Consider the following 14,596-nt stretch of genomic DNA (forward strand, 5'->3'; position numbering starts at 1 on the left):
GTCCGATCTGAGCACAATGCCCGGATCTCACGGGTCGCGCGGCAGGCCGAGCAGGCGTTCGGCGATGACGTTCAGGTTGACCTCGGTGGTGCCGCCGCCGATGGTCATGGCGCGCGAGGCGAGGAGCAGGCGGGTCCAGTGCCTTCGCCGCCCGTCCGTGTCCCGGCCGGTCAGCGCACCCTCCGCGCCGAGCAGCCCGAAGCCGTACTCCGTCACCCGCTGGCCGTGCTCCATGCCGACGAGCTTGCCGACGTTCGCGGTCGCCCCGGCTTCCACGCCGGACAGCTGCTTGAGGACGGCCCGGTCGCCGAGCAGCGCGAACACGTGCGCGTCGGCGGCGAACCGGCCCAGGGCGTCGCGGACGACCGGGTCCTCGGCGACGCCGAGGTCCTCGGCGAGCGCGAACAGGCCCGGCACGTCGGCGCCGAGTTGCCAGCCGGTGGACAGGTTCACGCGCTCGGCGGTGAGGGTGCCGCGCGCGACCTGCCAGCCGGCGTTCACCGCGCCGACCACCATCGCGTCCGGCACGAACACCTCGTCGAGGAACACCTCGTTGAAGATCTGCTCCCCGGTCAGCTCCGCCAGCGGGCGCACCTCGATGCCGGGCGCCGCCATGTCGACCAGGAAGTAGGTGATGCCCTGGTGCTTGGGCGCGTCCGGGTCGGTACGGGCGACGCAGATGCCCCACTGGGCGTACTGGGCGAGCGACGTCCAGATCTTCTGCCCAGTGATCTTCCAGCCGCTCGTCTCACCCCCGTGGCTACGCCCCGCCACCCCCTCTGTTCGTTCCGCGCGGGTGCGCAGCCCGGCCAGGTCCGAGCCCGCCCCCGGCTCGCTGAAGAGCTGGCACCAGACGATCTGCCCGCGCAGGGTCGGAGGCAGGAAGCGTTCCTGCTGCTCGGGCGTGCCGTGCGCGGCGAGCGAGGGCACCACCCAGGCGCCGATGAGGAGAGCGGGCGGGCGTACTCCGGCGACGCGCAGCTCCTGGTGGATGACGACCTGTTCGAGGGGCGAGGCCGCCCGGCCCCAGGGCCGGGGCAGGTGCGGCTGGACCCAGCCGCCCGCGGCCAGCGCCTCGACCCGCTCCGCCTCGCCGAGCGCGGCAAGCGCCGCGACCTCCGCCCGGATCTCGCGCCGCAACGGCTCCGCCTCGGCGGGCAGGTCGAGTTCGTGGTCGCGGGTCACGCCGGACCGGGCGAGGGCGGCGACCGACGCGCGGTGCTCCGTCGCGCGGCCGAGCAGCGCCCGCAGGGTCAGCGCCCGCCGGTAGTACAGGTGCGCGTCGTGCTCGTAGGTGTAGCCGATGCCGCCGTGCACCTGGATGCAGTCCTGGGCGGCGGAGACGGCCGCGTCGGGGGCCAGCGCGGCGGCGACTCCGGCCGCGTACGCCACCTGGTCGCCGGAGTCGTGGCCGGCCGCGTACGCCGCGTCCCAGACGGCGGCGCGGGCGCGTTCGAGCTCGACCAGCATCCGGGCGCACTTGTGCTTGACGCCCTGGAACTGCCCGATCGGGCGGCCGAACTGCTCCCGCGTCCGCGCGTAGGCCGCCGCCGTGTCGACCGCCCACCCGGCGACGCCGCAGGCCTCGGCGCCGAGTATCACGGCGGCGATCGCCGGCACGTCCGGCCGGGCGAGCCCGGTCAGCACCCGTGAGGCGGGCACGCCGTCCAGCCGGACCCGCGCCACCCGGCGTACCGGATCGAGACTCTCCAGCGGCTCGGCCGCGACCTCGGCGGCGGAGATCACGACCCACTCCTCGCCGTCGCCGGTCGCGACGGGCAGCACGAACAGGTCGGCTGCCAGGCCGCCCAGCACCGGCTCGGCGACCCCGTCCACGACGAGCGCGCCGCCGTCGCGGCGCCCGGTCAGGCCGCCCGCCAGGGACACCGCTCCGCAGCGGGTGCCGTCGGCGAGGCCGGGCAGGAGGTCGCCGGCCCCGGCCGCGAGCAGCACCGCGCTCGCCCAGACGGTGGGGACGTACGGGCCCGGGGCGAGGGCGCGTCCCATCTCCTCGACGGCGACCGCCAGTTCGACCAGCGAGAAGCCCTGCCCGCCGTGCTCCTCCGGCAGGTGCAGGCCGAGCAGGCCCTGACCGGCGAGCGCGCTCCAGTGGTCCGGCCGCCCGTTCGCGTCCGGGCCGAGGGCCGCGCGGACGGCCTCGCGCGGGATGTGCCGCGCCGCGAAGGCGCGTACGGATGCGGCGAGTTCCTGGTGCTCGGCGGTCAGTCCTATGCCCATGCGCCCACGATAGATCAAATCCGAATGCCATTCGGTCCTCAGCAGGCGCGGTACCAGCCGGGGGCGATCGACGTCGGACGCGCGGGTGGTGCGGAGTAACCACGGCGGAAGACGCCGAGCGGAGCGGAGACGAACCTCGGCCGGTAGACCGACGCCTGCCGGAGGTTCTGCGGCACGCACCGCCGGTCCACGAGCGAGGTGTTCACGTTGTAGGAGAACACGACGCGGCCCCGCCCGCTCAGCTCCGGATGGACGCGCGCCTGGTAGACGAACCAGCCCGAGGCGGTCTCCGGCGCCCGGTAGACGACCGCGCTGTCCGCGGCGCGGAACGGGCCGGCCGGCGAGCCGGCCAGGTAGGCGACCATGTCGCCGTCGCCGAGGTCCGCCGAGGGGCGGCGGGTGACCAGCGCGTACCGGTCGCCGACCCGGGCGATCCCGAACCCGCTGTCGACCCGGGTCGGCAGCTCGGCGGCGCGGGCCGGGTCCGCCGACCAGCCGGGCCCGGTGTCGTACCACCAGGAGGCCGGGTCGGCGAGCCGCCCGCGCGGGGCGCGCGCGACGTACAGCCACTTGGGCCGGCCGGGCCGGTCGAGATGGCCGCGGTAGCCGTAGACATAGGTCCACGGCCCGTCGTCGGACAACGCCGCACCCCACATGACCGGCGTACGCCCGGGCGGGACCGGGCCGGCCGGCAGCTCGCGCACGCTCTCAAGCCGGAGGCCGGGCAGCGAGAACGTCGCGACCGCCACGCCCTGTTCGGTGAAGTCCCACGCCGCGCCGGAGCCGTTCAGCCGGTGGTAGAACTCCACGACCCTGCCGTTCCGCACGCGGCCGTCCCCGGCCCAGTACCAGCCCGGGACGCCGGGCGGCGGGTTGACCGGGCTGTCGCCGGACACCGTGGTGAACCCGTCACGGCCCTGCACGACGACGGAGTTGTGGACGAGGCGGGCTGAGGTCCGCGAGCCGTCGGCGTTCACCGGGCCGAGGTAGGTGTCGGAGAAGAACCAGGCGATCCGGCCGTCGGGGAGCCGTACCGACGTGGTGCCGTCGGCGCCGTCCCACTGCCCCGGCCCGGCCCTGTCACCGGCCCGCCGCCACTGGGCGTTCACCGCGCGGTCCGGCACCGCCGCGGGCCGCCCTCCGCCCGGCGAGCACCCGGCCAGCAGGGCCGCGGCGCACGCGAGGATCCAGGCGTCAGGTGCTCGGAACATCGGCGACCGTCGTCAAGGGAACGGTACGTACGAGGGAAATGCTATTCGATGCCGTTTTCGCCGCGTCCGGTCGTCTCGCCCCGTCCGAGCGTGGCCGCCGCCTCGCCGCGCCGGGCGCGGGCGGTCAGCGTCGCGTGGCGTTCGGCGCCGGCCTGCTCGGCCTCGCCGGCGAGCAGGACCGGGATGCCGTCCTCGACCCGGTACCCGAGGCGCAGGCGCGGGTTGTAGAGCAGGCCGTCGCCGGGGAAGTACAGCAGCGCCTCCTTGTCCACCGGGCACGCCAGCAGCGGGAGCAGCCGGGCGTCGAGCGTGGCGGCCTCCTCGCGGCGGGGCTCGGTGGCCGTCACGGCTCGCGTCGCAGGATGAGCAGGAGGTTCCAGGTCAGCAGCTCGCGCAGCCCCGGCAGCCGGACGAGGAAGCCGCACCAGCGCGGGTAGTAGCGGGGCCGCGCCTCCAGCACCGTGACGTCGTCGCGGGCGCGGACCAGCCGCAGCACCCGCCCCGCGCCGACCGCGAACAGGCTCGTGCCGTACCGGTTCTTGGGCGGATGCCCGTGCCGCCGGGCGTAGCGGCGCGCCGCGTACCCCCCGCCGAGGAAGTGCCAGGGCGAGGTCTCGTGACCGCCCCAGGGCGAGAGCCAGAGCGTGTACGCCAGGTAGACGATGCCGCCGGGCCGGGTGACCCGCACCAGCTCGTCGATGAACGCGGCCGGATCCGGCACGTGCTCCAGCACGTTGGAGGAGAAGCTGACGTCGACGCCGGCGTCACGCAGCGGCAGCCGGCAGCCGTCGCCGACCAGGGCGCCCGGCCGGGGGCCACCGCGTCCGGACAGCTCGCCGGGGTCCACCTCGACGAGGAGGCCGCGCGCGCCGCGGGCGTCGAAGGCGTCCGTGAAGTACCCGCTGCCGCCGCCGACGTCCAGGACCGTACGGCCCGCGAGGTCCACGTGGCGTTCGATCTGCCGTACCGCGTCGCCGGCGAGCAGCGCGTAGAAGCCGTCCGGGTCGGACTGCTCACCGAGGAAGCCGCGGAACAGCCGCAACGAGCGGAACCGGCCGGGCGCGACGGACCCGACCGGCCGGCGCGGAAGCGTCCGGGGTGCGGCCATGCGCTCTCTCCTGTCGAGGCCGGTGGGGGTGGAGGGACGGCGTTGACAGTGGATGATAACCGCCACAGAATGGCGCAAATCGGTCCACGGCTCGATCGATCCGCGACGAGACCGCCCAGGTGCGCGGGAGGGAGCGGTCAGGGTGACGACCGGCGACGGCGCGCTGCAGCGGTTCTACGAGGACCCGGGCGTTCCCCTCAGCTCCGGCGCCGGCCGGGCCCGGCGGCAGCTCCGGATGGTCGAGGCCGTTCTCGCCGGGGCGGACCGGCCCCAGGTCATCGTGGACGTCGGCTGCGGCGACGGCGCGGCCACCCGCCTGGTACGGCGGCTCGGGCACACGGTCGTGGGCGTCGACTGGTCGATGACGGCGCTGCGGACCGCCCGGCGCCACGACCTCCTGCTCATCCGCGGCGGGCTCGACGCGCCCGGCCTTCCTCTGGCGGACGGCAGCGTCGACCTGGTCATCTTCAGCGAGGTGATCGAGCACCTCGTCGACACCGACTCCGCGGTCGACGAACTCCACCGCGTGCTGCGCCCCGGCGGCCGGCTCCTCCTCTCCACGCCGAACCTCGCCGCCTGGTACAACCGCGGCCTGCTCGCCCTCGGCGTCCAGCCGATCTTCTCCGAGGTCAGCATGCGCGGCGTGTACGGGCGGCCGGGCCGCCAGGTGGCCGGTCACCTGCGGATGTTCACCAAGCGGGCGCTGACGGAGTTCCTCACCGCGCGGGGCTTCGTCTGCGAGCGCGTGGACGGCGCGCCGTCCCACGTCGTGCCCGGCGTCCTGCGCCCGCTGGACCTGCTCCTGTGCCGGTGGCCGTCGGCCGCCAGCATCCTGCTCGTCCAGGCGCGGCGCCCGGAACGACCGTGATCCTCGGCGTGGTGCTGGCGCTCGTCGCCACGCTCGCCTACAACGCCGGGTTCGTACTGGAGAAGGGCGCGCTGTCCGCGCTGCCGCCACTGGACGTGCGGCTGCCCTTGACGCTGGTCCGGGCGCTGGTGACCGCCCCCCGCTGGCTGGCCGGGTTCGGGCTGATCCTCGCGGGGCTGGCCGGTCAGCTCGTGGTCCTGACACGCGTCCCGCTGACCGTGGCGCAGCCGGTGTTCGCCTCCGGGATCGTGTTCCTGCTCCTGCTGAGCATGACGGTCCTGGGCGAGCGGCTGACCGGGCGGGAGTGGACCGGGCTGGCGGGCATCGCGGCCGGGGTCGCCTGCGTCATCGCGTCGCTGGACCCGCGCACGGACGTCCCCGGGACGGGCGGCCACCTGGTACGCGTGCTGCTGGTCGCGGTGCCGTCCACGCTGGCCGGGGTGGCGGTGTTCGCGCGCGGGCGGGCGCGGCCCCGCCCGGCCGATGACGTGCCGTACGGCCTGGCGGCCGGCATCGTGTACGGCGTCGCGGGGATGGTCTCCAAGGGCCTGTCGGCGTCGATCGACTTCCACGGCCCGGCGCCGATCGTCACCTCGGCGCTGGCCTCGCCGTACCTGTATCTGCTGGTGCCGGTGACCCTGACGGGCTTCGTCGTCTTCCAGACGGCGTTGCAGCGCGGACGCGCGTCGATCGTCGCTCCGGTGTCGACCGTGGTCTCCACGCTCTACACCGTGGTGGCGGGCACCCCGATGTTCGGCGAACACCTCCCGCCGGACCCGGCCGACCTGACCCTCCGCCTGGCGGGCCTGGCGCTCATCACGATCGCCCTGTTCCGCCTCCCGCACGACGGCACCCCCGCGGGCTGACATACACAATTGTCCATCTGAGAGCGGGACGGCTAGGGTCGGCGCGTGAACGATCTCGGCCGGCTCCTCGCTCACCGATACCGGCTCACCGATCTCCTGGGGCAGGGCGGCATGGGAGCCGTCTGGCGCGCTCGCGACGAGCAGCTGAACCGGGAAGTCGCCGTCAAGGAGCTCCGGTTCCCCGAGCATCTGAGCGCCGCCCAGCGGCAGACCTGGATCGCGCGGCTGGACCGCGAGGCACGCGCGGCCGCACGGTTGAAACACCCCGGCATCATCACCGTCCACGACCTGGTCGTCGGTGATGACGAACGGCCCTGGATCATCATGGAACTGGTCCATGGCCGGTCCCTGCACGACCTCCTCAAGACCGAAGGACCGCTGCCGCCTCAGCGCGTCGCCCGGATCGGCCTGCGGATCCTCGACGCCCTTCGCGCGGCGCATCAGGTGGGCGTCACCCACCGCGACATCAAGCCCGCCAACGTCCTGCTGGAGGGCGATCGAGTCGTCCTGACCGACTTCGGCATCGCCGCCGTCGACGACGACGCCACCCTGACCCGCTCCGGCGAGATCATGGGGACCCCCGCCTTCATGTCACCCGAGCAGGTACGCGGCCTGCCGGCCGGCCCCGCCTCCGACCTGTGGTCGCTGGGCGCGACCCTCTACACGGCCGTGGAAGGCCGTCCCCCGTTCGGCGGCAGCAGCTCCGGAGCGGCCTTCGTCGCCGTCGCGACCGAGGACCCCGCCACCGCCGTCCACGCCGGCCTCCTCGAACCGGTCATCAGCGCTCTGCTGCGCAAGGATCCGGCTCAACGCCCGACCGGCGACCAGCTCCACGCCGCACTGACCGGGCTCGTCTCCGGTCACCCGGCACACGGCCAGGCGCCCGTCCACCAGCCGCCTCCGCCACCCTCGACCCGGCGCGACCGGCGTCTCTGGCCCGTACTGGCCGTCGCGGCGGTGACCCTCGTGGTGGCCGCGGCGGCGTTCGCGTTCGTGTTCCGTACCGGCGCCGACTCCACCTACGACCACAACCTGCGCATCGCCAAGGACCTGGGCGCGCCCAGCGGCTACACCCGCACGTCGGAGAAGAACACCGGGGGCGGCCGAGCGCAGGTGACGCTCACCGCCGAGAACACGTGCGGCGCGGGATGCCCGACCTCTGCCACGTATGCGGCGTGCCAGACCGTGAACGGCTGGCTGAAGACAAGACACGGCATCGCGGCCGTGAGTCCCCCCGTGATGGCCCTGGACGGCAGGAGCTGCGTCATCGGGGTCCAGCCCGTCCGCGTCCCCGGCGTCATCAAGGCCGAGGTGGTGCTCCAGAGCGGCCGGACCCTCCTGCGGATCGAGGCCGCCTGATCGCGGGCCTCGCGACCTCTAGAGACCGTTGTAGGTCTTCGGATCCTTGGCCGTCCAGGAGCCGTTTCCATCGGCGTTCGCGACGCCACCCGAGTACACCCGCCGGTAGGCGGAGAACCTCGGGCACGGGACCGGCCCGTCGCCGCAGACCAGGGCGGACACCCGGAAGGGCCGGCCCTGGTCGTCCACGGTCGTCGTCTGCGACACCCCATCGGCGCTCGCGTCCACCAGGATGCGGAACTCGCAATAGTGCTTGCTGGTCCGCGCGACGACGCGATAGGCGAACCCGTCGTCCTTTTTCAGGTACTGCACGTTGTCGGCGAAATAGTCGGCACCCAGTTGCTGCCCGGAGTCACCGTCGACCAGTTTGCGAGCGACCGGCGCCGGACTGTCGAGATCGAATCCGATCTTGCCGATCGGCATCGCCGGACCGGCGGGCGGAGAGTAGAAGACGGTTCCGGCGAGCGGATCCCGGCACTGGGACGCGAGCCTGATCCGGTCGACGCGCACCTGGCTCGCCGCCCGGGTGGCCAAGTTGAGATCGATGGCGATGCCATCGGACTTGACGGCTCCCACCTGCGTCATGCTGGACAGGTAGTCGTGGAGGTCGCCCTGTGTTCCGCCCCTGTTCCTCGCCTGCTGGATGCGGGCGATCCGGGCCGGGGTGAGTTCGACCGGCGAACCCGCCACCCAGATGTCCTGGTCGAGGTCCTCCAGCACCCTTGCCGCGGCGGTGACCAGCGGAATCTTGGCCGCCGAGCGCGCCGGCGACGTCGCGGGCGAGGCCTGAGAGTCGCCATCGACCAACTTCTGCGCGACGCCGGTGATCACAGACGTGGCGACGCTCAACGCTATTGCCCCCGCAGCGGCCAATAGTCGCGTGGTCGCCCGCTTGTACCAAGGCTTCCGCACAGCCGTTCTCGCCGCTCGCCGCCGTGCGCCGATCCGCTTCGGCCGTGACGAAGGCACGATCAGCCCCCTCAAGCATGACGGTTCTTTGCCGGATAGCAGTCTTTCCTGGTCGTACGGCCCAGGAGAGCGGTTCGTCGCACAGCGTTATCGCATCTTTACTTACTGTGCTGACACCCCGAGGGACCCGGCGGAGACCTCGAAGGCGAAGCCCCGCCCAGGCTCAAAACGGCAGCATCGCGCCTATCGATACGCACAATTGGCCCGGCGAGGATGGCAATATGGCCAATGGCTTTGAGGTCAGTCACCAGGAATTGCAGACCATGGCCAACCGCTTCATGGTCGACCTGAACACTGTCGGTGAAGGCGCAGCAGGCATTAAAGAAGATTTACGAAGAAATCGGCCCGCTGGTCACGACCAACAGCTTGCCGACAAGGTGCTCAAGAACGTCCCGCGAAGCGTCCGGCTTGAGCTTCCCGGCCTTGTCCGCCCAGAAGATCGTCAACCCTGAGCATGTAGGCCTTACCGGCGGGCCTGGTGGAACGGGCCGGTGACGATCTGGCGGAGGAAGGGGCGGTTGTAGCGGAGCGGCTCGGCGGAGACCTCGAAGGTGAAGTCCTGCCCGGGCTGCAACCAGCGCCGGCCGATCACCACGGGGCGCTGCGCCCGATAGATCGGCGCCCACGGCGGCGCGTAGTACATGGCACCGGTACGCCTGATGTCGTCGCGCCGGAGCGCGGCGTTGAGCTGCTCCTGGATCGCCAGGGTCGCCGCCGGATCGGGATCGCCCCGCCACAGGTCGTTGATGACCCGGCGTGCCTGCGGATCGCGTTGCCAGCGTCGGACCGCGTCGCGTTCGGTCAGGCACCACGGGTCGAAGTCGCCGCTTCCCGGGAGCGGCAGCCGGCCGGCCATCGGCCCGGCTCCGTGACCCCGGCCGTAGGTCTTGAGCAGGATCGGCATCGCGATGAGCTGCCCGAGGTGGTAGTAGATCTCCAGCGCTCGCCGCAGGCGTTCTTCGACGACCTCGTGCAACCGCCGGCCGGCGGTCCGGTCGAACGCCTGCATGGCGTAGTCGGACGACGTGGCCGCCTCCGCCGCGAGCTGGCGCAGCCGGGCGATCTCGGCGTGACGGCCGTCCTGGGACGCGGTGATCTCGAAGGTGCCCAGCGCGACCTCGGCGTGTTCCCGTACGGAGGCGCACGCCGCGATCATCGCCTCCAGGTGGGCGGCCGGGCAGGGTTCGATCTCCACCCAGCCGGGCAGGTCGGCCGGCAGGTACCTCGGCTCCTCCACCCGGTAGCCGGGGTTGGCCGCGGCCTGGCGGCTCAGCGACAGCCAGCGCTCGACCTGGCCGAAGAACGCCCACACCTGCTCGGCCGTGACCTTGGGGAGGTAGCCGGCCGTGCGGGAGTCGCCACGGTAGTCCGCGTCGATCATCTTGTCGCCCAGCGTCTGCAGGACGTAGGCGTTCCAGGCGTACAGCTGCTGTGCGGCCGCCGCGGCGGGCATGCGCCAGGCGCTGACTCCCTGGCCGGCCAGCTCGCGGCGTACGGCCTCGGCGTCGTCGAGCGCGCGATAGACCCCCACACCGGCCCGCTGGATCGACTCCAGCGTCCGGGCCGGAACCTCCTTACGGAAGCCGGCGATCACACGCGTCAGCATCCCCGATCGACCGCCGTCCCTTCCCGCTCACCGCCCTGCGCGACCGTTGATCCGACGCTGCCGGCAACCGTCGCGTTCCGGGAACATGATGATACGAGCGGCGGCCGAATTCCCGGCATTCGCCCATCCTGGGCCGGTTCCGTACGGGCCGGGCGTCGAACTACTTGCCGGGCTCCGGGTCACGGGGCAGCCCGAGCATGCGCTCGGCGATGACGTTGAGCTGGACCTCCGTCGTACCTCCGTAGATCGTCATCGAGCGGCTGAACAGCATGTAGCGCGCCCACAGGCCGGTCGCGCCGGTCATGTCCTCCACCGCCGCGACGGCGCCCTGGGACTCCCAGATGAAGTCGGCGACCTGCTGGTTGAACTGCACGCCCAGCAGCTTGCGGACGCTCGCCTCCGCGCCCGGCTCGTGGCCGGAGATCTGCTTCAGCGTCAGGCGCAGGCCGAGCAGGTCGATCGCCTGGCCCTCGCAGAGGTACTCGCCCAGCTCGGCGCGCTTGACCTGGTCCAGCTCGCGGGCGCCGAAGAAGTTCAGCAGCTCCTTCACACCGGCGCCGAGCCCCGAGCCGCTGGACAACTGCACGCGCTCGTTGCTCAGGGTGTTGCGGGCGACCTTCCAGCCCTGGCCGACCTCGCCGACCACCCGGTCGTCGGGGACGAACACGCCGTCGAGGAAGACCTCGTTGAACATCGCCTCGCCGGTCAGCTCCCGCAGCGGGCGCACGTCGACGCCCTCGGACTTCATGTCGACGATGAAGTACGTGATGCCGTCGTGCTTCTTCGGCTCGTTCGAGCTGCGGGCGATGCAGATCGCCCACTCGGCCTGCCGGGCCACCGACGTCCAGATCTTCTGGCCGGTCAGCTTCCAGCCGCCCTCGACGCGTTCCGCCTTCATCTGCAGGGACGCCAGGTCCGAGCCCGCGCCGGGCTCGCTGAACAGCTGGCACCACGCCATCTCCCCGCGCAGCGTCGGGGCCAGGAACCGCTCCTGCTGCTCGGGCGTGCCGTACGTGACCAGCGACGGGACCACCCACGCGCCGATCCCGAGCTGCGGGCCCTTGACCTTCGCGGCGCGCAGCTCCTGCAGGATCAGCACCTGCTCCATCGGCGAGGCCGCCTTGCCCCACGGCTTCGGCAGGTGCGGGAACACCCAGCCCTCGTCGCCCATCCGGGCGAACCGTGCCGTGTTGTCCTCGATCGCGGCCAGCTCGGCGACCTCGGCGCGGATGCGGTTGCGGAGGGGTTCGGTGTCCTCGTCCAGCTCGACCTCGACCGCGCGGCGTACGCCGTCGAGCGCGAGCGTCGCGACGGAGCCGGACCAGTCCTTCGCCGGACCCAGCAGGACGCGCAGCGTCGAGGCGCGGCGCAGGTAGAGACCGGACTCGTGCTCCCAGGTGAAGCCGATGCCGCCGAGCACCTGGATGCAGTCGCGGGCGCAGCGGAGCGCGGCGTCGGGGGCGATGACCGCGGCGACGCCCGCCGCGAAGCCCGACTCATCGGCGGGGTCGTCGGAGGCGCGGGCGGCGTCCCACACGACCGCGCGGGCCTTCTCCAGCTCGATCAGCATCCGCGCACACTTGTGCTTGACGCCCTGGAACTGCCCGATCGGCCGGCCGAACTGCTCACGCACCTTGGCGTACTCCGAGGCGGTGTCGACGCACCACGCGGCGATGCCGGCCGCCTCGGCGCCGAGCAGCAGGGCGGCGAGGTCGAGCACCTCCTGGCCCTCCAGCCCGGTCAGGACCCGGTCGGCGGGCACGGCCACGTCCGCCGCCTCGACCCGGGCCACCCGGCGCGTACGGTCCAGGCTCGCCAGCGGGGTCACGGTCAGCGCGGAGGCGTCCACGGCGACCCAGCGTTCGCCGTCGTCGGTGCTCACCGGCGCCACGATCACGTCGGCCAGGGCGCCGCCGAGAACCGGCTCGACCGTGCCGCTGACGGTCAGGCCCGTGTCGGTACGGTGCCCGGTCAGGCCGGTGGCCAGGGCGAGGGCGCCGATCACGCTGCCGTCGGCGAGGCCGGGGAGCAGCTCCGCGCGGGCCTTGGCGGACTCGTCGGCCCGCAGCAGGGCCGCGCCGGCCAGCACGGTCGGCAGGAACGGCCCGGGCACCATCGCGCGCCCGAGGGTCTCGACGGCCACCGCGAGCTCCAGTAGCCCGGCCCCCTGCCCGCCGAACTCCTCCGGGACGTGCAGCCCGAGCAGGCCCTGCTCGGCGAGGCCGGCCCAGAAGCCGGGGCGGGTCTCCTCTTCGGCGTCGAGCGTCGCGCGTACGACGCTGACGGGTGAGTAACGCATCGCCCAGCCGCGCACCGCGTCGGCCAGTGCCTCGTGCTCCTCGGTCAGCCCGATCCCCATGTGAAACACCCCATTCGCGACGTCCTCTGAGGCCTACCCTAGAGGCCGCCGGGCGGGTATTGGAATGGCATTCGGTGTGATACGAACGCGATTCGGTTCACGGGGGTCCGGCCGCGCACGCGAACGCCCCGGCGGTCGCGGAGGACCACCGGGGCGTATCAGAGCGAGAGTCAGCCGACCCGCAGTGAGCGGACCACGAAGTTGAGGTCCGGCCAGAGCTTCTTGTTGGTGTTGGGCAGCGTCATGAACACGATCCCGGGAGTCTTCTTCCCGGTGTCGACCAGGGCTACGGCCACGATGTCACCGGTGGCCTTCACTCCCGGACGGCGGTACGTCAGGTAGTCGCTGACCAGCCAGCCCTTGTGGCCGCCGACGGTCAGCGGCTGGTTGGCCAGGACCCGCTTCTTGTGCTGGAACCCGAACATCCGCGCCTCGTACACCCGCGCGGCCTCGGCCGCGGCGGTCTGCTCGGTGCCGGGGCCGGTGTAAGCGTCCTTGGCCGCGCCGGAGAGCTCGGCGCTCATCAGCCGCGCCCAGTGCTTGGGCTGCCCGCCGGCCTTCTCGGTCACGGCGAACTGGCTCGCGGTGAAGCCCAGTTCGTTCATCGGGCTGTTCTTCGCCGCAGCGGCCCACGGCTTGGAGAGCCGGGCGTACGACAGGCCGGACCGCACGTCCGTGACCCGGCCGAGAGCCTTCGTGTGCACGCCCCTGAACCGCGGGAGCGCCTTGCGCGCCGGCTGCTGCTCCTGAGCCGGCTGGGACGGGCCCTGCGAGGGCGTCTTCGCCGTCGTGGGGGCCGCCGCGGTGGAGGCCTTGCTGCCTCCGTTGTTCTTCATGAAGTACACGCCCGCGACCGCGACGAGACCGGCGACCAGGATGCCGACCCCGATGAGGAGCGGACGCCGGGAGTGGCCGTCCTCGTCCTCGTAGGAGGAGATGAGCGCGCCGCCCGCTTCTCCGCCACCGCCGCCGGCGGCGCCCTCCTCCCGCATCCACTCCGGGAGCCGCAGGTTGCCGCTGCTCGGCTTACCGGGCTTGGGCGGCGGGCCGGAGGGCGCGACGACCTTGTCCCACATGGGCGGGTGGTCGTCGGGGGCGAAGAAGTCCTCCTCGGCCGCCTCGTCCGCGGCGGTCGGGCGCTTCTCGGCGCGCGGCAGGGAGAAGGAGCCGGTGGACGAGGAGACACCCTCCGGCGCCCCGGCGCCCGGGGACGCGGCGGACTCGGCGGAGAAGCTCTCCCGCCCGTACGGAGCTTCGTTCGGGGACTCCGCGGAGAACGTCTCGCGCCCGTACGGGGACTCGTTGGAGGACTCCGCGGAGAACGCCTCGCGCCCGTACGGAGCTTCGTTCGAGGATCCGGCGGCGCCGCCGGGCTTGTCGTCGAAGCTCGTCGGGCCGAACGACCCGGACCCGAAGGAGCCGAAGGAGCTGTTGTCGAAGGAGGTGTCGCCGAACGACGCGTCGCTGAAGGAGGTGTTCCGGAAAGAGGCGTCGCCGTAGGAGGAGGTGTCGCCGTAGGAGGAGGAGTCGTCGAACGATCCGTAGGGCCGCGCACCCGGTCTCGGGTCGGGCACCTCGGTGCCGAACTTCGGCGTCGGGCCGTTCGGCCCGGGGTCCTCGATCTCCTCCACGGGCTCGCGCGGGCTCTCGCTGGGCTCGAACGGCGAGCGCGATGAGCGCGACGCCGGAGCCGGCGGCTCATCCGACGGCGAGACGGCCGGGAAGCCCCCGGTCGACGCCTCGTCATCCGCGGCGGACCACGACGGAGAGGTGCCGCCTCCGGACGACGAACCCTTCACGGACGGAAAGCCCTGGCCGCCGGACTCGTCTTTAGAGATCTTCGGTAGCGGCCCGGTCGTCTCCTCAGGCGCGGAATTCTGGTCGTTCTGGCTGGTGGCCGGGCGCCACGTCCCGGCGTCCCCCTGATCCGACATGCCGCACAGGGTACGTGAAGATCAACATTTCTCGCTTACGTCACTAATTACGCTCAGGCCACAGCTTCTTAGCCCCCG

The 14,596-nt window shown here is 72.5% G+C and carries 12 protein-coding genes; 4 read left to right on the plus strand and 8 right to left on the minus strand.

Annotated features, from left to right (window positions below):
* Positions 1 to 27 precede the first annotated feature (27 nt).
* The 4 genes from ACQEV1_RS46925 to ACQEV1_RS46940 are packed head-to-tail and all read right to left on the minus strand — an operon-like array spanning position 28 to position 4,557.
* Positions 28 to 2,238 carry an acyl-CoA dehydrogenase gene (locus tag ACQEV1_RS46925; RefSeq protein WP_433403976.1) on the minus strand — a complete coding sequence of 737 codons (2,211 nt, stop codon included), beginning with the start codon at positions 2,236 to 2,238 and terminating at the stop codon, positions 28 to 30.
* A gap of 38 nt (positions 2,239 to 2,276) precedes the next feature.
* Complete coding sequence (locus tag ACQEV1_RS46930; protein ID WP_433403978.1) at positions 2,277 to 3,449, minus strand: hypothetical protein; 1,173 nt, start codon at positions 3,447 to 3,449, stop codon at positions 2,277 to 2,279.
* 41 nt (positions 3,450 to 3,490) lie between these two features.
* On the minus strand, positions 3,491 to 3,796 hold the full coding sequence (locus tag ACQEV1_RS46935; protein ID WP_285635577.1) for a Trm112 family protein: 306 nt from the start codon (positions 3,794 to 3,796) through the stop codon (positions 3,491 to 3,493).
* Positions 3,793 to 4,557 (minus strand): class I SAM-dependent methyltransferase, encoded by a 765-nt coding sequence (locus tag ACQEV1_RS46940; protein WP_285635579.1) that lies wholly within the window; start codon positions 4,555 to 4,557, stop codon positions 3,793 to 3,795. The genes ACQEV1_RS46935 and ACQEV1_RS46940 overlap by 4 nt, the downstream gene beginning before the upstream one ends.
* Positions 4,558 to 4,699: 142 nt before the next feature.
* Between ACQEV1_RS46940 and ACQEV1_RS46945 the strand changes: the two genes are divergently transcribed.
* Genes ACQEV1_RS46945 through ACQEV1_RS46955 form a run of 3 tightly spaced genes read left to right on the plus strand, consistent with a single transcriptional unit; the run spans position 4,700 to position 7,650 of the window.
* Positions 4,700 to 5,425 carry a class I SAM-dependent methyltransferase gene (locus ACQEV1_RS46945; protein ID WP_285635582.1) on the plus strand — a complete coding sequence of 242 codons (726 nt, stop codon included), beginning with the start codon at positions 4,700 to 4,702 and terminating at the stop codon, positions 5,423 to 5,425.
* The gene (locus ACQEV1_RS46950; RefSeq protein ID WP_433403981.1) at positions 5,422 to 6,291 is read left to right on the plus strand and encodes a DMT family transporter; all 870 of its coding nucleotides are present in this window, start codon (positions 5,422 to 5,424) and stop codon (positions 6,289 to 6,291) included. Before ACQEV1_RS46945 ends, ACQEV1_RS46950 begins: the two co-directional genes overlap by 4 nt.
* Positions 6,292 to 6,336: 45 nt before the next feature.
* Positions 6,337 to 7,650: a serine/threonine-protein kinase gene (locus tag ACQEV1_RS46955; protein ID WP_433403984.1), complete on the plus strand. Its 1,314-nt coding sequence runs from the start codon at positions 6,337 to 6,339 to the stop codon at positions 7,648 to 7,650.
* 18 nt (positions 7,651 to 7,668) lie between these two features.
* On the opposite strand, the gene ACQEV1_RS46960 is transcribed toward ACQEV1_RS46955, so the two are convergent.
* A complete protein-coding gene (locus ACQEV1_RS46960; RefSeq protein ID WP_433403987.1) occupies positions 7,669 to 8,634 on the minus strand; it encodes a hypothetical protein in 966 nt (321 codons plus the stop codon).
* A 206-nt stretch (positions 8,635 to 8,840) separates the two neighbouring features.
* On the opposite strand from ACQEV1_RS46960, the gene ACQEV1_RS46965 reads away from it, so the two are divergent.
* Positions 8,841 to 9,071 carry a hypothetical protein gene (locus tag ACQEV1_RS46965; protein ID WP_433403990.1) on the plus strand — a complete coding sequence of 77 codons (231 nt, stop codon included), beginning with the start codon at positions 8,841 to 8,843 and terminating at the stop codon, positions 9,069 to 9,071.
* An 11-nt stretch (positions 9,072 to 9,082) separates the two neighbouring features.
* Here the strand turns inward: ACQEV1_RS46965 and ACQEV1_RS46970 are convergent, their stop codons facing one another.
* From ACQEV1_RS46970 to ACQEV1_RS46980, 3 genes are all read right to left on the minus strand, one after another.
* Positions 9,083 to 10,225 carry a hypothetical protein gene (locus ACQEV1_RS46970; protein ID WP_285635594.1) on the minus strand — a complete coding sequence of 381 codons (1,143 nt, stop codon included), beginning with the start codon at positions 10,223 to 10,225 and terminating at the stop codon, positions 9,083 to 9,085.
* Positions 10,226 to 10,385: 160 nt separating this feature from the next.
* On the minus strand, positions 10,386 to 12,584 hold the full coding sequence (locus ACQEV1_RS46975; protein ID WP_285635597.1) for an acyl-CoA dehydrogenase: 2,199 nt from the start codon (positions 12,582 to 12,584) through the stop codon (positions 10,386 to 10,388).
* Positions 12,585 to 12,754: 170 nt separating this feature from the next.
* The gene (locus tag ACQEV1_RS46980) at positions 12,755 to 14,518 is read right to left on the minus strand and encodes a hypothetical protein (protein ID WP_433403993.1); all 1,764 of its coding nucleotides are present in this window, start codon (positions 14,516 to 14,518) and stop codon (positions 12,755 to 12,757) included.
* Positions 14,519 to 14,596 lie beyond the last annotated feature (78 nt).

The sequence above is a fragment of the Actinoallomurus sp. CA-142502 genome (assembly GCF_050936355.1).
GTDB lineage: Bacteria > Actinomycetota > Actinomycetes > Streptosporangiales > Streptosporangiaceae > Actinoallomurus > Actinoallomurus iriomotensis.

Coding starts and splice junctions, on each gene's coding strand:
- ACQEV1_RS46925 (WP_433403976.1), bottom strand. CDS start 2,238: ATGGGCATAGGACTGACCGCCGAGCACCAGGAACTCGCCGCATCCGTA.
- ACQEV1_RS46930 (WP_433403978.1), bottom strand. CDS start 3,449: ATGTTCCGAGCACCTGACGCCTGGATCCTCGCGTGCGCCGCGGCCCTG.
- ACQEV1_RS46940 (WP_285635579.1), bottom strand. CDS start 4,557: ATGGCCGCACCCCGGACGCTTCCGCGCCGGCCGGTCGGGTCCGTCGCG.
- ACQEV1_RS46965 (WP_433403990.1), top strand. CDS start 8,841: ATGGCCAATGGCTTTGAGGTCAGTCACCAGGAATTGCAGACCATGGCC.
- ACQEV1_RS46970 (WP_285635594.1), bottom strand. CDS start 10,225: ATGCTGACGCGTGTGATCGCCGGCTTCCGTAAGGAGGTTCCGGCCCGG.
- ACQEV1_RS46975 (WP_285635597.1), bottom strand. CDS start 12,584: ATGGGGATCGGGCTGACCGAGGAGCACGAGGCACTGGCCGACGCGGTG.
- ACQEV1_RS46980 (WP_433403993.1), bottom strand. CDS start 14,518: ATGTCGGATCAGGGGGACGCCGGGACGTGGCGCCCGGCCACCAGCCAG.